Raw genomic sequence first — 17,399 nt, 5'->3', positions numbered from 1 at the left:
CTCGAGCGGCAGACAGCGCCGCCCGAGCCACCACATGCGCGTCAGGCCAGCGTTTTCAGCGCCTCGCGGCTGAACGGCAGAATGTCCTGCATACGCCCATCGCGTACTTTCAAAGCCCAATCGGGATCGCAGATCAGGGCGCGCCCCACCGCAACCAGATCGAACTCCTGCTTATTGAGCCGCTCGAGAAGGCCTTCGATATTGGCCGGCTGGGCCACTTTATCGGTCTTGACCATGAACTGCAGGAACTCGCCATCCAGGCCGACGCTGCCGACGGTGATGGTAGGCTTGCCTGTCAGCTGACGTGTCCAGCCAGCAAGATTGAGGTCCGAACCGTCGAATTCCGGCTCCCAGAAACGCCGAGTCGAGCAATGGAAGATATCCACGCCCGCCGCCGACAGCGGCTCGAGAAACTCACCCAGCGCTTCAGGAGTAGTGACCAGGCGTGCGGTGTAGTCCTGCTGCTTCCATTGTGAGAAGCGCAAGATGATGGGGAAATCCGCGCCAACGGCGGCACGTACCGCTTCCACCAGCTCAATCGCGAAACGCGAGCGGTTAGCCAGGCTCCCGCCGTATTCGTCGGTTCGCTGATTGCTACCTTCCCAGAAGAACTGATCGACCAGGTAGCCATGGGCACCATGGATTTCGACGCCATCCATGCCAATCGCCTTGGCATCGACCGCCGCCTGAGCGAACGCGGCGATTACATCTTGAATGTCCTGTTTGGTCATGCCATGCACGACAACCTCACCGTCCTTGAGCTTTTCCATCGGTCCATAAGCTGGCACCTCTGGCTCTGGTTCGGTGCCCTTGCGACGCACGTTACCGACATGCCACAGCTGCGGAACGATCTTGCCACCCGCCGCATGTACGGCTTCAACCACCGTTTTCCAGCCAGCCAGCGCGTCCTCGCCGTAAAAGCGCGGCACATGCGGATAGCCATTGGCAGCCTTGTGACCCACCGTAGTGCCTTCGGTGATGATCAGCCCAACGCCCGAGGCAGCGCGCCGGCGGTAATACTCGACAACGTCAGCGGTCGGTACGCCATTCGGCGAGAAGGAGCGCGTCATTGGTGCCATGACCACACGCGTCGGCAGCTGTAGATTGCCAAGCTGGAAAGGTTCGAAGAGGGCATTTACCGCTGCATTCATTGTGTTCTCCTTGTTTGATCAGAATTCGAAGCGGCCGGTCGTCTCGGCGTTCGGTAAAAACAACTAGCGAAGCGCCAACAATCGCTCCAATTGGGTCAAAAAAACTTTCAGCGGGCCAACGCTCCGGCCGACCTTCATGCGCAGCAGGGCACCTTCCCAGGCGTTGCCGATGAATTCGGCGAGCGCTTGGCAATCGGTTTCCGAATCGATCTCGTTGATCAGCTGTGCCTGCTCTAGGCATGCGGCCAACGTCTCTACCGAACGCTGCAGGATGATTTCGACCTGACGCCCTATCGGCTGCGACAGCTCCGCCATCTCAAAGCTCAGGCTGCCGATAAAGCAGTGATATTCGGGGCATTCCTGACGAGCGAAATGAGCGACTAGTTCTGCGTAGTAGCAAAGGATCCGCTCCCGGGGGGTCAGTCCAGCGACGGAGAGGGCAGCCTGATAGCGCTCAAGCCTGGGCGTATACAGGTGGTCCAGTGCCTGCAGCGCGAAATCTTCCTTGCTGGCGAAGTAGTGATAAAAGGATCCCTTGGGGATTCCGGCGGCCTGGACGATTTCCAGCACGCCGGTACCGTGATAGCCACGGCGGGTCATCACTTGCGCGCCCTTGGTCAAAATCAGTTCATGCTTGTCGATTCGAGCTCGATTGTTCATGCACCGAGCATATGACCGGTCGTCTCGCCGAGAACAGCATCATCCATGGCGCTTATTGCGCTGGCATCACGCGCGTGACAAGTCGGCGAGCCGATGCAGCATTCAATATTGTTGCACCGGGTCGATGGCGTCAGGCGAGTGCGCTTTCGATCGCTTGAATAAGGGCAGGGTCATCAGGAGCGGTACGAGGCGAAAAACGCGCCAGTACACGGCCATCTTTGCCGACCAAGAACTTCTCAAAATTCCAGCTGATATCTCCGGGGAAGTCCGCCCCTTCGCCCGCCAGCAAACGGTACAAAGGGTGGCGCTGTGGGCCGTTGACCTCGAGTTTGCTGCTTAGCGGGAATGTAATGCCGTAGTTTTCGCTGCAAAACTGCAGTATTTCCGCATCGCTGCCAGGCTCCTGGGCTGCGAACTGGTTGCAGGGGATACCAAGCACGCCAAAACCACGGTCCTGATAGCGCTGGTGCAACGCCTGCAGTCCCGCATACTGGGGGGTCAGCCCGCATTCAGACGCCACATTGACCACCAATGTGAGCTGGTTTTTCAGCAGAGCAAGGGATAGCTCCTTGCCAGCGAGGCCGGGTAGAACCAACTCGTGGAACGCGCTCATTCTCTCTTCTCCAGAAGGTAAAAAAGCGCTCCGGCGGTACCGAAGCGCTTCCATCACCCGGCCGTTCCGACCGAGCCTTGCCGCCATCCGCGTTGCCGCGAGATCAGTGGTGGTGGCCACCTTCGCCATGGACATGACCATGGGCGACTTCCTCTTCGCTGGCATCACGCACATCGACAATCTTGACGTCGAAGTTCAGGCGCTGACCGGCCAGCGGATGGTTGCCGTCAACAATCACATCATCGCCTTCGACATCGCGGATCGTGACGATCTGCATGCCGCCGTCTGGACCCGAGGCATGGAACTGCATGCCAACTTCCAGCTCGTCGACGCCTTCGAACATTGCGCGATTCAGTGTTGCGACCAGCTCAGGGCTGTATTCGCCGTAGGCATCTTGTGGTTCGATGGCTACTTTCACTTCGTCACCGCCCTGCTTGCCTTCGAGCGCTTTCTCCAGACCGGAGATAATGTTACCTGCACCGTGTAGGTAGACCAGCGGCGCGCCGCCGGCCGAGCTGTCGATCACTTCACCGGCATCGTTGGTGAGTGTGTAGTCGATTGACACAGCCTTGTTCGCGGCAATCTGCATGAGGCAAAACCTTTGCTGGGGAATGTGATGCCAAAGTTTAACCGTGAGCCACGCCGATTGCGAACCGAGCCCGGATAAACGGGACCCGCCAAGGCTTGACGTACTGACGTGGCCGCCGCCGCAGATCGGGTTGCATACAACCTTTGGAGAACATCGGTTGATCATTGCCTATGCCAGAATCCACGGCTAAAGCTAATTGATGTACTTCAATAATTACTATGCATACCGAGGAGCACTGATGTCGGCTCGAAATATCCTGGTGATCAACTGCGGCAGCTCGTCGATCAAGTTCGCCCTGGTCAACGAAGCGCAAGCGGACTTCCCTCTACAAGGCCTGGCCGAACGCCTCGGCAGCCCTGAAGCCGTCCTTCACTGGCAGTTGGGAGACGCCAAGCAGAGCCTGGACATTCCCGGTGCCGACCATCTTGCCGCGCTGGAGCGGCTGCTCCCGCTTGCTCAGGACGCCGCAGGCGGCAAGCTCGACGGCATTGGTCATCGAGTCGTACATGGCGGTGAGCATTTCACGGGCTCAAGCCTGATTGACGAAAGCGTACTTAAAGCGATTCGCGACAGTGCCCAGTTGGCACCGCTGCACAATCCGGCCAACCTCGTCGGCATCAATGCTGCCATCGCGTTATTTCCCGGCTTGCCCCAGGTGAGCGTATTCGACACGGCGTTTCACCAGACCATGCCCGAGCATGCGTTCCGCTACGCCGTGCCGGAGTTTCTCTACAAGGAGCACAGCGTTCGCCGCTACGGTTTCCATGGCACCAGCCACAACTATGTGAGCAAACGTGCCGCTGAAATGACCGGGCTTGCAGTGGATGACAGCTGCTGGCTGACCGCGCACCTCGGTAACGGGTGCTCGACCTGTGCCATCGTCAACGGTGAAAGCCGCGACACCAGCATGGGCCTGACACCACTGGAAGGTCTGGTGATGGGCACCCGCAGCGGCGATGTCGATCCGAACCTGCACAGCTATCTGAACCGCACGCTGGGCTGGAGCCTCGAGCAGATCGATCGGGTGCTCAATCACGACAGCGGCCTGAAGGGTTTGTCGGGTCTTTCCAATGACATGCGCACCCTCTACGAAGCACGCGTGGCTGGCCATCCAGGCGCCGTACTCGCTTTCGATGTGTTCTGCTACCGCCTGGCAAAATCGCTGGCGAGCATGGCGTGTGCTCTGCCGAAACTCGATGGTCTGATCTTCACCGGCGGTATCGGCGAGAACTCGGTCGCCGTGCGCAGCCGTACACTTGAGCATCTCAAACTGTTCAACTTCAAGCTCGACGAAGAGGCCAATGCCCGCTGCACCCGAGGTGTCGGCGGCGAAATCCAGGCAGCGGGTAGCCCGCGCGTGCTGGTCGTGCCTACCAACGAAGAGCGTCAGATCGCGCTGGACACCCTGGCGCTGCTTGACGCCTGACAACGCGCCGACACGGATCGAATTGCACAATCCGGCGACTGCTTAGGCGTCGGATTGTCGTCTCGACATCGCCATCGTCCTTCGCTCGATAGGAGATCATCATGCATACACTTTTCCTCGCCCCAAGCGGTTTTGGAGGCGGCCTAAACTCGATCAGCCTTGGCCTGATTCGCGCGCTTGAAGATGCCGGTCTGAAGGTTGGCTTCTTCAAGCCCATCGCCCAACCCTTCCCACTCGACCAAGGTCTTGAGCGCTCCTGCGTGCTGGTCGAGAAGACACTGAATATCGAATCCCCCGAACCGCTGCCGCTGGAACAGGTGGAGCGTCAGCTGGCCGATGGCGAACTCGATCTGCTGCTTGAGGACGTGGTGAGTCGTTATCAAGAGGTTGCCGCCGGCAAGGATGTGGTGATCGTCGAAGGCATGGTGCCGACACGTGAGTTCAACCACACCTCCCGGATCAATACGCACCTGGCCAAAAGCCTGGATGCCGAAGTTATTCTGATCGCAGCGCAGGGCACCGATACGCTCAAGCGTTTCGCCGAGCGCGTGGAGATCCAGGCCCAACTGTTCGGTGGCGCCAAGGATCCGAAAGTACTTGGGCTGATTCTAAACAAAGTCAAAAGCGACGACGGCGTACCGGCGTTCATCGAGCGCCTCAAGGAGCAGCTACCGCTACTGGGCACCGCGGATTTTCAATTACTCGGGGCCATCCCCTATTCCGACGAACTGAACGCACTGCGCACCCGTGACATCGCTCAGTTGCTGGACGCGAAAGTCCTCCACGCTGGCGAGGCCGAACGTCGCCGTGTGAACAAGATCGTTTTATGCGCCCGAGCGGTTCCCAACACCGTACAGCTGCTCCAGCCAGGCGTGTTGGTCGTTACACCGGGCGACCGCGACGACATTATTCTGGCCGCCAGCCTGGCCTCGCTAAACGGCGTCGAACTCGCTGGGCTGCTGCTCTGCAGCGATTTCGCGCCGGACCCCCGCATCCTTGAACTGTGCAAGGCGGCCCTCGACGGTGGTCTGCCGGTGATGACGGTGCAGACCGGGTCCTATGACACCGCCACCAACCTGTTCGCCCTGAACAAGGAAACCGCGGCCGACGACATCGAGCGCGCCAGCAAGGTCACCGATTACATCGCCCAGCATCTGCAACCCGAGCTGCTGCACACGCGCCTGAGCGTCCCGCGCAGCGAGCTGCGCCTGTCGCCCCCCGCTTTCCGATATCAATTGGTCAAGCGCGCCCAGCAAGCCGACAAACGTATCGTCCTGCCTGAGGGCAACGAGCCACGCACGATTCGGGCTGCGGCTATCTGCCAAGCCCGCGGAATAGCACGTTGCGTGTTGCTGGCCAAGCCGGAGGAGGTGCAGACGATCGCTCGTGAACAGGGCATTCAGCTGCCAGCCAGCCTGGAGATTCTCGATCCAGAGCTGATCATCAATCAGTACGTCGAACCAATGTGCGAGATGCGCAAAGCTAAAGGGCTGACGCCTGACGATGCGCGCGAGCAGCTCAAGGACACCGTGGTACTCGGGACCATGATGCTCGCCTTGGATGAAGTAGATGGCCTGGTTTCTGGCGCCGTTCACACCACGGCAAATACCATTCGGCCGGCCCTGCAGCTGATCAAGACTGCGCCGGGCTACAGCCTGGTTTCGTCGGTGTTCTTCATGTTGCTACCAGACCAAGTGCTGGTCTACGGCGACTGCGCGGTGAACCCGAACCCGAGCGCTTCCGAACTGGCCGAGATCGCGCTGCAGAGCGCTGAATCGGCCGTCGCATTGGGTGTCAATCCACGCGTCGCGATGATCAGTTATTCCACAGGAAGCTCCGGCAGCGGCGCGGAGGTAGAGAAGGTCGCCGAAGCCACACGCATCGCTCAGGAGCGGGCGCCCAACCTGCCAATCGACGGTCCGCTTCAGTACGACGCCGCCTCGGTCGCCAGCGTTGGCAAGCAGAAGGCGCCGAACAGCCTGGTTGCCGGTCAAGCTACCGTCTTCATCTTCCCGGATCTGAACACCGGCAATACGACGTACAAAGCCGTGCAGCGTAGCGCCAACGTGATCAGCGTCGGCCCGATGCTCCAAGGCCTGCGCAAGCCGGTCAACGACCTCTCCCGCGGTGCGCTGGTAGATGACATCGTCTTCACCATCGCGTTGACGGCGTTGCAGGCGGATAACCAGAAGGCCTGATTAGCAACACGCCCGACCGCAAGGGTCGGGCATTTTTTCGATACGTCGAGCAACGTTATTTTGCCTTGCAGTTCCGCGCGCAATCGGTACGCTTGCCGCCTTTATTGACGGATATACGAGCCGATCGATGCTAAGCGTCCTTCCCGCCCCCCTTCGGGGCGTCCTGGCCGGCCTGACTCTGGCACTGAACACGCTGTTCTGGTGCTGGCCGCTTTTCACCCTTTCGCTGCTCAAGCTGGCGCTGCCGATCCCGCGAGTTCAGCGCGCATTGCGTTTCGGAATGCACTGGATCGCTGAGTCCTGGATGGCGGTCAACAGTTTCTGGATGGATCAGGTACGGCGAACTGAATGGGATGTGCAAGGGCTGGACAAGGTGGATATGCACCACTCTTACCTTGTCACCAGCAATCACCAGAGCTGGGCCGACATCCTGATGCTCCAGTATCAACTGAACCGACGTATGCCGATCCTGAAGTTTTTTCTCAAGCAGGAGCTCATCTGGGTGCCAGTCATTGGCTTGTGCTGGTGGGCGTTGGAGTTTCCCTTCATGAAGCGCTTCAGCAAGGAGTACCTGACCAAGTATCCAGAAAAGCGCGGCCAGGATCTGGCCACTACCCGCAAGGCGTGCGAGCGCTACCGGACCAACCCCGTCTCGGTATTCAATTTTCTCGAAGGCACGCGTTTTACGTCGGACAAACACACTCAACAGGCATCGCCTTACCGATACCTGCTCAAACCGAGAGCCGGTGGCGTCGCCTTCGTGATCGATGCAATGGGCGAGCAGCTGACCTCATTGATCAACGTCACCATTCACTACCCGGACGGGAATCCCAGTTTTTGGGATCTTCTCAGCGGGCGCATCACCCGGGTGATGATGCGCATCGACTCACAGCCCATCCCCGCCGAGTTTCTACATCGCAGCTACGACCAGGACGAGCGCTATCGACTGAGCTTCCAGGAATGGATCAATGAGCTCTGGAGCGACAAGGACGCGGAACTGGAAGTGCTGCACCGCGAATATCCGCCGCGTCGCTAGCGCATTGCGTGGCGAAGACGGCCGGTGTCATCCGGCCGTCTGGTGATCGAGCTGCATCCAGTCGACTTTCCGTGGAAAGGCCAAGGCATCTTCGACGGCCAATCCCGGTGCTACCAAAAAGCCCTGCATGATCTGGCAATCATGGGCGATCAGCCAATCGCGCTGGGCCAGCGTCTCCACGCCTTCGGCGATGACTTCGAGCCCAAGGTTTCGGCCCAGGTCGATGATGGTGCTCACCACAGCGGCATCACGCGGCGAATCGAGCATGTTGGCGATGAACAGCCGATCTATTTTCAATGTATCCAGATCGAAATGACGCAGGTAGGCGAGCGAAGAATAGCCAGTCCCGAAGTCGTCCACCGCCACCCTCACGCCCAGTTCTCGCAATTGCCTAAGCTTGTCGCAGCTCTGTTCGAGATCCTGCATCAAGGCCCCTTCGGTGACTTCCAGCTCGAGCTGTCGCGGATCGAGCTGGAATTCATCGAGGAGCTGCCTTAATTCTTCTACCAGACCGGCCCGATTGAACTGCACCGGGCTGACGTTGAAACTCAGCACCAGCTGATTGCCAAAGCGCTCGCGCCAGTCACGACACTGCGCCAGTCCTTCACGCAACGCCCATTCGCCCACGCGATCGATCAGGCGGGTTTCTTCCAGCAAAGGGATGAACACGTTAGGTTCGACCTCGCCCCGGCCGGCGTAATCCCAACGCAGCAACGCTTCGAATCCACGCAACTCACCGGTTTCAAGCACCACCTGCGGCTGATAGGCCAGAGCAAAACCATTGCGCTCAATGGTGCTGCGAAGGTTTTCTTCCATCATCAGGCGTGCGTGGGCGCGCCCGTTCATTTCGTTGGAGAAAAAGCGGTACTGCTGGCGCCCATTCCGCTTGGCTTCGTACATGGCCATATCCGCCGAGCGCAGCAGCTCCTCGACGCTCTGCCCGCAATCCGGAAAATGCGCGATGCCGATACTGGCGCCAAGGGTCACATCAGTGCCTTCGATCGTATGCCGAACGGATATGAGCTCGATGAGCTTCTCCGCCACCTTGGCGGCATCTTCCGGGTGATCGAGGGAATCGAGCAGCGCAGTGAACTCGTCTCCGCCCATCCGCGCGATGATGTCGTACGGCCGCATGCAGGCCTCGAGCACCCGCGCCACGCGGCAGAGAATTTCGTCACCGGCGTCGTGCCCCAGCGAATCGTTGATCCGCTTGAAGCCATCCAGATCGATGTAGAGAACGGCCATGCGCTTACCGTTCCGATCGACCCGCGCCAGTGCGGAATCCAAGGCCTGATGAAAACCTCGTCGATTCAGCAATCCCGTGAGCGAATCCGTAACCGCCTGGGTTTCCAGCTGAACGTGCAGGTTGCGCACCACCGACATATCCAGCGCGATCACGACCATCGACCGCTGCTGCCTCGGCAGTGGCGATGATGACAACGCGACCGGAAGCACTCCGCCATCGGCCGTGTACAGCTGCGCTTCGTGTAAACGGTAGGTATTGCCGCTACGCCATTGCTTGTAGAAATCGGTGTCGCGCCAGGCGTCAGGCATTTGTGGCGAAGCGAGGTGATCTACCAGCGCTGTGCCTTGCAGCGCATCGACATGGGTGTGCAGCATGTGGGCGATAGCCGGATTGGCAAAACTGATGTAGCCATCCTCGCCCACCACCAGAATGCCCTCGGCAGCGTTGTTCAATACCGACGCATTGAACGCCCGAGCGCTATCGAGTTGCTGCGTCAGGAGCTGCAGATCGCGCCGGTTGTGCTCATGACTGAGCAAGGTATTGATCTTGTGCTTGAGCACCTGGGGATCGAAGGGTTTGAGGATGAAATCAACCGCACCCGTCGCGTAGCCCCGCAACACGGACTCACGCGTATGCGCAATAGCCGAGACGAAAATGATCGGGGTATAGCGGGTGTGTGGATTGCCACGCATCAGGCGCGCCACTTCGAAGCCATCCATACCTGGCATCTGCACATCCAACAGCACCAGCTCTACGTCCAGATCCAACAACGCCTGTAGCGCAGCTTCTCCTGAATTGACCGTATGCACCTGCCAGTCGCCATCACCCAGCAGGGCTTCCATCGCAACGAGATTCGCTTCACGATCATCTACGACCAGCAGTGTGCGGGTGCGCGGTTGTGATTTGGCCTGTGCCCACGCCATTACCCGACTCCCCTGCCCGCACGGCAGATTCCGACTTCGACGGCGTCGACACGAACGCCAGTCCGGTATGAACGGTGCGTCACATACTTCTCCTTATGGACTCTCGTGAGGACCATCAGCACGCCCCAGGCAGCGTCGCAGCAATTCGACCAGCTTAGCGCTCTCGACCGGTTTGAGCAGAAAATCATCAGCGCCGGCAGCAATACTTGCATGGCGATCGACCGGGTCGGTATTTGCCGCCAATGCCACGATCGGCACCTGACAACCATAGTCGTTTCGGAGCTGGCGGATCAGGGCGGGGCCGTCATTGTTCGGCAGCGACATGTCGACCAGCGCAAGATCGAACGCATCCTCATCGAAGCGTTCCAGCGCTTCCGTACCGGTCGTTGCCGGGACCACCTGAAGCCCTTGTTCGTCGAGCATGGCGCTGATGGCATAGATAGTCCGCACATCGTGATCAACCAGCAGCACCCGCTGCCCCAGCAAAGGGTGTTCCATTTCGTCTATACCCAGCGCTGCAGACTCTACTGCAGGGGGCTTCAATGCATCTTCCATATGCTCCATTCCTTCTGTTTTTGACAACGCAACTGACGAATACCGTCGAAGCCGCTGCAGATTCTTTTCGGAGAGCGGCTCACGGCTGTTCAGTATGACCCTTACATTTTTCACCGAGCGCAGGCGGTCGAGCGCCTCTAGCAGATCCAATCCATTTTCACCGGGCAGATCGAAGTCGATGACCAGAACCGTGAAGGCATGCTCCGCGTAGGCCAACCGGGCATCCTCGCTACGCTGGCACTCGGTGACGCGATACCCCAGACGCTCGAAATGCTCACGCAGCTGCCGACGCCGCTCCGAATCGGTCTCGACCAACAGCAATCGCGTCGAGCTGCCTTCCTGGCGAGCCAGGTCAACGAACAGCCGCTCCAACTCGGACTGCGCCACCGGCTTGAGCAGGTAGCGTGAGTTATCGTCCGCCCAGCCCTGGGGCTGAGGCACGCAGGAAATAATGTACACCGGCGTGTCGCGGTGCCTGGAATCGGCGCGCAGCATCCGATGGACCTGCCAGCCGCTGATATCAGGCAGCAGGATGTCGAGGATCACCGCTGCGAAACGATCACGCTCGAGCGCCTCCAACCCCTCCTGCCCGGTACCGCAAACAACGCTAGGAAAGCCATGGGACTGCCCGACTTCAGCCACCACCGACGCGAAATCCGCATCGTCCTCGACGATCAACAAACCGCCGCCCTCCCCCCTGCGTTGCGACGGTCTCAGCGTCCGGACCTCGGTAGTCGTCGCCATCTTTAACGGTATTTCAACGGTGAAACTGGAGCCCTGACCCGGCGCACTTCGCAGGTTGATCCCTCCACCAAGCACTTCAGCCAACTGCCGCGCAATGGCGAGCCCCAGCCCGGTGCCGCCGTATTGCCGGCTGATTGAGCCGTCGATCTGCTGGAAGGCCTGAAAGATCCGTTCGTGCTGGTCCTCCGCGATGCCGATACCCGTGTCGGTCACGCAGATCCGCAGCATGTCATCATCGCCAGCTTGCTCGGCCGGCTTGCACGAGACATGGATGTCGACCGACCCCTGCTCGGTAAATTTCAGTGCGTTGGTGACGAGATTGCGCAGGATCTGCTGCAAGCGGGCACGGTCGCTGATGATCGATTCAGGCACGTCCGGGTCGATTTGCGACGCGAGCGACAGTCCGTTCTGGTCCGCCATTGGCTCCAGCGCCATCACAACCTCGGCCAGCAGGCCCGCCAGTTCGATCGGCTCCGGCTGGATTTGCATGTGGCCGGCCTCGATTTTGGCCAGATCGAGCACGTCATTGATCAATTGAAGCAGGTCATGCCCGGCACGATGGATGATATCGGCATGCCGAACCTGCTTGTCGGTCAGGTTGCTCGCCCCGTTCTGCCTGAGCTGATCGCTCAGGATCAGAATGCTATTTAGAGGCGTGCGCAACTCATGGGACATGTTCGCCAGGAATTCGGATTTGTATCGATTGGCGATCATCAGCTCGTTCGCCTGATCTCGCAGGCGCCGCTCTGCGGCCTTGCGGTGGCCGATATCCGTCACGACTGCCTGGATGAGTTGCTCGTCACCGCTGCGCAACGGCGACAGCCCGACTTCCACTGGTAACAGGTGACCGTCGCGGTGCCGACCAAACAATTCGCGGTTCTCGCCCAGGCGCCGCGATTCGGGCTCTTGGGTGAAACGGTAGCGCACCTCGTTGTAGATCTTGCGCATCGACTCAGGGATCAGCAGCTCGATGGGCTGCCCTAACAAATCCTGCCGGCTGTAGCCAAACAGCAGCTCGGTCTGCCGGTTGACCATGACGATCCGACCATCATGATCGAATAAAAGGAACGCGTTCGGAGAGGCTTCCACTACGTTACGAAAGCGTTCTTCGTCACGTTTACGCTGTTGCAGGTCGACGAGGTTGAGCAGGTGGAAAACACCGTCGTCGCGCCTGAAGCTGGTAAGGCTCAGCGACACCGGTATCGGCGTCCCATCCTCCCGTAACGCTTGGTTTTCCTCCTGACTGGCCTCCAGCCGATGCCCACCCGAAGGCACATCAAGCACACCCGGAACGTAACGGCTCAAGCGCTCGCCCGCGAGCAGGTCCGCGCTGTTACCCAACAGTGCAGCGGCGCTTTGGTTTGCCAACTCGATGCGGCCCTGGTCGTTGCACAGCAACGTCGCTACGGGTAGCTGCTCGATCAACTGGCGGAACCGCGCTTCGCGCTCCTGGAGTTTTGCGCCAAGTGCCTGACTGTTGCGCAAGGTGCGTTCGCGCAGAAATAAATACCCGCCAATCAGCAGTGAAAACAACACCGCTGCGGTCAATGCTGCAGCCAGATTGAAGACGCGCCCCACCCTGTTCAGGATAGCCTCGTACTCGGGCGTACTGGCGACTTCCAGCTGCCAGCTACGGCCGTACATGTAGATGTTGCGGGTGCGATGAAAGCTGGCGTCGCTGCTCACTGGCGCACGCCCTACCAACAATGGCTCGTTGGGTGCCGTTGCGTCGAACAACTGAAGCTGAAACAGTTTGCTACGCGAGCCCAGCACGCCTTCCATCAGGTCCGTGAGCCGGAACGCCCCGTGCAGGGTGCCGGCAAACGCGTTCTGGCGCTCTTCAAGCGTTGTGATCGGCGCACCGGTGCGATACAGAGGAAGGTAAAGCAGGATTCCAACCTGCGCGTTCTGTTCAGTTTCCTGCTTCAACCGAAGAGGCCCCGTCAGCATCGGCGTGCCGATGTTACGCGCGGCCATAATCGCTTCCTTCCGCGCCTCCTCGCTTAGCATGTCAAAGCCGAGCACTCTGCGGTTTCGCCAATCGAGCGGGTGGATATAGTCAGTGATCAAGTACTCGTCGCGTTCCCCGGCCGGGTACATACGAAAATCGCTGCGCCCGTTGGCCCTGATCTGATTGAGCGCGGTCTCCAGATTTTCCGCGCGCACATAGCGCGCAAGAGCGATTGCCTGAATGCCCGGGTAGAAATCCTGAAGCTGCAGCTGATCCGAGGCCCGATTCCAGTCGTCGAGACTGACCGAATCGCTTCCGACAAAAAGCCCGGCCAAGCCACGCATGACCATCTCGTACGCGCGCATGCGCTCACGAAGCGTATTTTCGACGTCATTTACCGCCAGATTGAACCGTTGCGCCTGCTCGGCACGGACCTGGCTTTCCTGAACTTGCCACTGCCAGACGACCCATCCTCCGAGCCCAGCCATCAAGGCCAACGTCACGACCAATGGCAGCCAAGGCTTACGAGAATGGAGAGCGGAACGATCATCCATTCGACCTCCTCAGTGCCACTACATGGCTCGCTGTCACCAGCTTCAGAGTCATGGATTGCCGAGAGGTTCAATGGGAAGAATCAGCAGAGGTAAATATGACGCCACTAAAATGGCGAAGGCGAGTCCATTGCGGCCTCGCCCTGCCCGACTGGCTTAAAGCGGACGCAGATTGATTTCTACGCGGCGGTTCTGGGCGCGGCCAGACGCGTTGTCATTACTGGCGATCGGCTGGCTTGAACCGGCTCCGTACGACGATATGCGCGAGGCAGGCACACCGTTCCCTTCGAGATACGCGGCAACACTGCGCGCACGGCGGTTGGAGAGGTCCTGATTGAGTTGCTGCGAACCGGTACTGTCGGTATGTCCAACGATATCGATACCGTTTTTATTGAATTCCTTGAACACCTTAACCAGAGAATTCAAGGTCGGATAGAAGCTGCTGGAGATGTCGGCCGAGTTGCTTGGAAAGGTGATGTTGCCCGGCATGATCAGCGTCAGGTTGTCGCCGTCGCGCTGCACCTGAACACCGGTTCCTTGCAGCGTCTGGCGCAGCTTGGCTTCCTGCGTGTCGACGTAGTATCCATAGCCGCCGCCAGCCGCCCCGCCGACGCTTGCTCCGATGAGCGCGCCTTTGGCACGGTCCTTTTTGCTGGAGGTCGCAGCGCCAATCACCGCGCCGCTGACCGCACCGATACCACCATAGATGCCTGCTTTGCCGGCTTCACGCTCGCCGGTATACGGATTAGTGGTACAGGCGGCTAACAAAGCGGCTGTGGCGGCAAGTGCGGTCAGGTTAGTGAGCTTTTTCATCGTTACTTCCTTAGTGTCCGGACGCCTGTCTGCAGGTAGGCGGTCCGTTCGCAGGTTGAAATGCGCCGCTAGGTTAACACTGCACTTGGTGCCGAACCGGAACCTGCCGACGAAACCCGAGCGGCTCAGCCACGAACAAAAGGGTTCTCTCGTATTTCGTCGCCCAACCGGGTTTGCGGGCCATGCCCTGTGATCACAGTCGCATCCTCGTCGAGACAATACAGTCGCTGCCTGATCGATCGCTCGAGAGTGGCATAATCGCCACCCCATAGGTCTGTACGGCCAATGCCTCGGCGAAACAGCGTGTCTCCGGCGATCAGCAACTTCGCATCGGCAAACCAGAAGCTCATAGAGCCCGGCGTATGCCCGGGTGTATGCAGCGCGACGCCACAGCCGCAAGCCAGCGCTTCATCGTCGGCCAACCAGTAATCCGGGGCGGGCACAGGCATGTAGGGCACGCCGAAAAGACGGCATTGCTGTTCCAGACTGTCCCACAGAAATTGGTCTTCTTTGTGGAGATGCAGGGTGGCACCGGTCCGTTCCTTAATCTGGCCCGACGCCAAGAAATGATCGAGGTGCGCATGGGTGTGAATGATGCTGATGACGCTCAATCCCAGCGCATCGATCCGCGCGAGAATTACATCAGGATCACCGCCCGGGTCCACCATGATTGCCTTGCGCGTCACCGGATCGCCAACGATCGTGCAGTTGCACTGGAGCGGGCCGACCGGAAAGGTTTCACTGATCATCGAGTAGCCTGAGTTCAACTTCGGTCCTCAAAAACGAATTTTTACAAGCCAGCCACTACTAATAACCCATAGGGCACGCGAGGCGTGCGCTTCCAGCTGGAGAGACAAGTCATCGACATAGCGGATCTGCAACGCATCTTTAATGCCTTGCCTGGAAACTTTCTAGTCGTCGCTAATGATGCCGCCTACACCATGGTGGCGGCCAGCGAGGAGCGCTTGCGGGTGACTATGACGCAGCGTGAAGACGTGATTGGCCACCCGCTGTTCGAGGTTTTTAGTGGCAGCGACGCCTCAGGAGCCAGCGTGCCGGGCGTTAAGTTGCTGCGTGCCTCACTGACCGAAGTCGCAAACACCGGCCGCCCTCATGCGATGAAGACAGTCGGCTACCCCCTGCGTCGCCCATCCGAAGAAAAAAACGCCACGTTTGAGAATCGCTACTGGGACGTGGTCAATGTGCCGGTACTGGATGAAGCGGGACAGGTCACCTACATCATTCACCAGGCCGAAGACGTCACGGAAAGCCTGCTCGAACAGGAATCCGCCGCGCTGCGCCTACGTGAGAGTGATGAGCGATTAAACGCGGCCCTACTGGCCTCCGGCACCGGCACCTTCTACTGGGACCTGCGCAATAACCGCCTGGACATGGATCTTCCCATGCAGCGCCTGTTCGGCTTGGAGGGTCTGACGACAGGCTGGCTCGACGATTTTCTCGGCCGGATTCATTCGGAGGACAGGGAAGCCATCGCACAGCAATGCGGGCGGTGCGCACGCTATGGTGACGACTTCGAGATGCAATTTCGGGTCACCCTGCCGGGCGGCACTGAGCGCTGGATCTTCGAAAAGGGCCAGACCTTTACCGACGCCCACGGCCGTCCGTCCTATATGGTCGGCGCCTGCCTGGATATCACCCAACACAAGCGCACCGAACGCGCGTTGTATCGCCTCAACGAGACACTGGAACAGCGCGTCAATGCCGAGGTTGCCGCACGCGCGAAGACTGAGGCAGCACTACGTCAGTCGCAGAAGATGGAAGCGGTCGGGCAGCTGACCGGAGGCCTTGCGCATGATTTCAACAATCTTCTGGCGGGCGTGATCGGCTCGTTGGAATTGCTTTCGCTGCGTCTGCAACAAGGTCGAAGCGAGGACCTGCAACGCTACATCCGCAGCGCGCTGACATCTGCCACTCGGGCGACCGCGCTGACCCATCGCCTGCTGGCGTTTTCGAGGCGGCAGACACTCGACCCGAGCCCCACGGAATTGAATGCGCTGATCGAAGGCATGATGGAGCTTCTGCAGCGCACCATTGGCCCAATGGTGAGTTATTCAACGCAGCTGTCCAGCGATCTATGGCTTACGCTTTGCGACACCAACCAGCTTGAGAATGCGCTGCTGAACCTGACCATCAATGCGCGTGATGCCATGCCGGATGGCGGCAAGCTGACACTGGTCAGCGAAAATCTGCGGCTGGACGAGTCCCTTGGCCAGGAGCTGGGATTGCAGCCCGGCGAGTACGTCGCACTGGGCGTACAGGATACGGGCGTCGGCATCCCGCCAGAAAAGCTCGGCTACGTCTTCGATCCGTTCTTTACCACCAAGCCGCTGGGCGAAGGGACGGGGCTTGGCTTGTCCATGGTCTACGGTTTCGCCAAACAATCGGGTGGCGGCGTGCGAATCGAGAGCACAGTGGGTGAAGGGACCAGCGCCTGGATTTACCTGCCCCGCTTCCATGGCCAGTCTGCCAGCTCGCATGCGCCCGCCAAAACCCACCTAACGCCCGCCTCGGTTGAAGGTCGGACCGTACTGGTCGTGGACGATGAACCCAACGTGCGGGCGCTGGTAACGGAAGTCCTGCAAGAGATGGGGCTCCATACGCTCGAAGCCGCAGAGGGCCCCAGCGCTCTGCGAATCTTGGAAAGCGATGCGCATCTGGACCTGTTGATTTCGGATATCGGTTTGCCAGGCGGCATGAATGGGCGGCAGCTCGCCGATGCCGCCCGGGCAAAAAGAGCCGCGCTGCAGGTGCTATTCATCACCGGATACGCTGAGGGCTCGGTGCTGCAGCGCAGCACCGCCCGGTACGACTATGAAGTGCTGACCAAACCGTTCACCATCACGGACCTTGAGGAAAAGGTCCGCACGATGCTGGAGCCGGGCCAGGAAGCGGAACCTCAGGCGTGTTGATGCGCCCAGGCCA

The 17,399-nt window shown here is 59.5% G+C and carries 12 protein-coding genes; 4 read left to right on the top strand and 8 right to left on the bottom strand.

Annotation, left to right across the window (positions count from 1 at the left end):
• Positions 1-41: 41 nt before the first annotated feature.
• The 4 genes from K4O48_RS04800 to K4O48_RS04785 all read right to left on the bottom strand — a co-directional run bounded on the left by K4O48_RS04800 (position 42) and on the right by K4O48_RS04785 (position 3,013).
• Positions 42-1,151, bottom strand: coding sequence for an NADH:flavin oxidoreductase (locus K4O48_RS04800; RefSeq protein WP_222910934.1), 1,110 nt, complete (start codon positions 1,149-1,151; stop codon positions 42-44).
• A 63-nt stretch (positions 1,152-1,214) separates the two neighbouring features.
• Positions 1,215-1,811, bottom strand: a complete 597-nt coding sequence (locus K4O48_RS04795; protein WP_222910933.1) for a TetR/AcrR family transcriptional regulator — start codon at positions 1,809-1,811, stop codon at positions 1,215-1,217.
• A 130-nt stretch (positions 1,812-1,941) separates the two neighbouring features.
• Positions 1,942-2,424: a glutathione peroxidase gene (locus K4O48_RS04790; protein ID WP_222911994.1), complete on the bottom strand. Its 483-nt coding sequence runs from the start codon at positions 2,422-2,424 to the stop codon at positions 1,942-1,944.
• A 103-nt stretch (positions 2,425-2,527) separates the two neighbouring features.
• Positions 2,528-3,013, bottom strand: coding sequence for a peptidylprolyl isomerase (locus K4O48_RS04785; RefSeq protein WP_222910932.1), 486 nt, complete (start codon positions 3,011-3,013; stop codon positions 2,528-2,530).
• Positions 3,014-3,251: 238 nt separating this feature from the next.
• Here K4O48_RS04785 and K4O48_RS04780 point away from each other — a divergent pair, with 238 nt between their 5' ends.
• The 3 genes from K4O48_RS04780 (at position 3,252) to K4O48_RS04770 (ending at position 7,673) form a co-directional block, all read left to right on the top strand.
• Positions 3,252-4,439 carry an acetate kinase gene (locus K4O48_RS04780; RefSeq protein WP_222910931.1) on the top strand — a complete coding sequence of 396 codons (1,188 nt, stop codon included), beginning with the start codon at positions 3,252-3,254 and terminating at the stop codon, positions 4,437-4,439.
• 101 nt (positions 4,440-4,540) lie between these two features.
• On the top strand, positions 4,541-6,637 hold the full coding sequence (gene pta, locus K4O48_RS04775) for a phosphate acetyltransferase (protein ID WP_222910930.1): 2,097 nt from the start codon (positions 4,541-4,543) through the stop codon (positions 6,635-6,637).
• Positions 6,638-6,764: 127 nt separating this feature from the next.
• Positions 6,765-7,673: an acyltransferase gene (locus tag K4O48_RS04770; RefSeq protein WP_222910929.1), complete on the top strand. Its 909-nt coding sequence runs from the start codon at positions 6,765-6,767 to the stop codon at positions 7,671-7,673.
• A gap of 27 nt (positions 7,674-7,700) precedes the next feature.
• On the opposite strand, the gene K4O48_RS04765 is transcribed toward K4O48_RS04770, so the two are convergent.
• From K4O48_RS04765 to K4O48_RS04750, 4 genes are all read right to left on the bottom strand, one after another.
• On the bottom strand, positions 7,701-9,842 hold the full coding sequence (locus tag K4O48_RS04765) for a putative bifunctional diguanylate cyclase/phosphodiesterase (protein ID WP_222910928.1): 2,142 nt from the start codon (positions 9,840-9,842) through the stop codon (positions 7,701-7,703).
• Between the two features lie 93 nt (positions 9,843-9,935).
• Entirely contained in the window at positions 9,936-13,646 is a 3,711-nt protein-coding gene (locus tag K4O48_RS04760; protein WP_222910927.1) for a CHASE domain-containing protein, read from the bottom strand.
• 153 nt (positions 13,647-13,799) lie between these two features.
• Positions 13,800-14,456 carry an OmpA family protein gene (locus tag K4O48_RS04755; protein WP_222910926.1) on the bottom strand — a complete coding sequence of 219 codons (657 nt, stop codon included), beginning with the start codon at positions 14,454-14,456 and terminating at the stop codon, positions 13,800-13,802.
• 125 nt (positions 14,457-14,581) lie between these two features.
• Positions 14,582-15,205 carry an MBL fold metallo-hydrolase gene (locus tag K4O48_RS04750; RefSeq protein ID WP_409518919.1) on the bottom strand — a complete coding sequence of 208 codons (624 nt, stop codon included), beginning with the start codon at positions 15,203-15,205 and terminating at the stop codon, positions 14,582-14,584.
• 84 nt (positions 15,206-15,289) lie between these two features.
• Between K4O48_RS04750 and K4O48_RS04745 the strand changes: the two genes are divergently transcribed.
• The gene (locus K4O48_RS04745) at positions 15,290-17,386 is read left to right on the top strand and encodes an ATP-binding protein (protein ID WP_260523697.1); all 2,097 of its coding nucleotides are present in this window, start codon (positions 15,290-15,292) and stop codon (positions 17,384-17,386) included.
• Positions 17,387-17,399: the final 13 nt, after the last annotated feature.

It is taken from the genome of Pseudomonas sp. DNDY-54 (assembly GCF_019880365.1).
Taxonomy (GTDB): Bacteria; Pseudomonadota; Gammaproteobacteria; order Pseudomonadales; family Pseudomonadaceae; genus Stutzerimonas; species Stutzerimonas stutzeri_P.
This window is presented reverse-complemented; position numbering and strand designations above follow the sequence as displayed.

Coding starts and splice junctions, on each gene's coding strand:
- K4O48_RS04785 (WP_222910932.1), bottom strand. CDS start 3,013: ATGCAGATTGCCGCGAACAAGGCTGTGTCAATCGACTACACACTCACC.
- K4O48_RS04750 (WP_409518919.1), bottom strand. CDS start 15,205: ATGATCAGTGAAACCTTTCCGGTCGGCCCGCTCCAGTGCAACTGCACG.
- K4O48_RS04760 (WP_222910927.1), bottom strand. CDS start 13,646: ATGGATGATCGTTCCGCTCTCCATTCTCGTAAGCCTTGGCTGCCATTG.
- K4O48_RS04765 (WP_222910928.1), bottom strand. CDS start 9,842: ATGGCGTGGGCACAGGCCAAATCACAACCGCGCACCCGCACACTGCTG.
- K4O48_RS04780 (WP_222910931.1), top strand. CDS start 3,252: ATGTCGGCTCGAAATATCCTGGTGATCAACTGCGGCAGCTCGTCGATC.
- K4O48_RS04800 (WP_222910934.1), bottom strand. CDS start 1,151: ATGAATGCAGCGGTAAATGCCCTCTTCGAACCTTTCCAGCTTGGCAAT.
- K4O48_RS04770 (WP_222910929.1), top strand. CDS start 6,765: ATGCTAAGCGTCCTTCCCGCCCCCCTTCGGGGCGTCCTGGCCGGCCTG.
- K4O48_RS04755 (WP_222910926.1), bottom strand. CDS start 14,456: ATGAAAAAGCTCACTAACCTGACCGCACTTGCCGCCACAGCCGCTTTG.
- K4O48_RS04795 (WP_222910933.1), bottom strand. CDS start 1,811: ATGAACAATCGAGCTCGAATCGACAAGCATGAACTGATTTTGACCAAG.
- pta (WP_222910930.1), top strand. CDS start 4,541: ATGCATACACTTTTCCTCGCCCCAAGCGGTTTTGGAGGCGGCCTAAAC.
- K4O48_RS04790 (WP_222911994.1), bottom strand. CDS start 2,424: ATGAGCGCGTTCCACGAGTTGGTTCTACCCGGCCTCGCTGGCAAGGAG.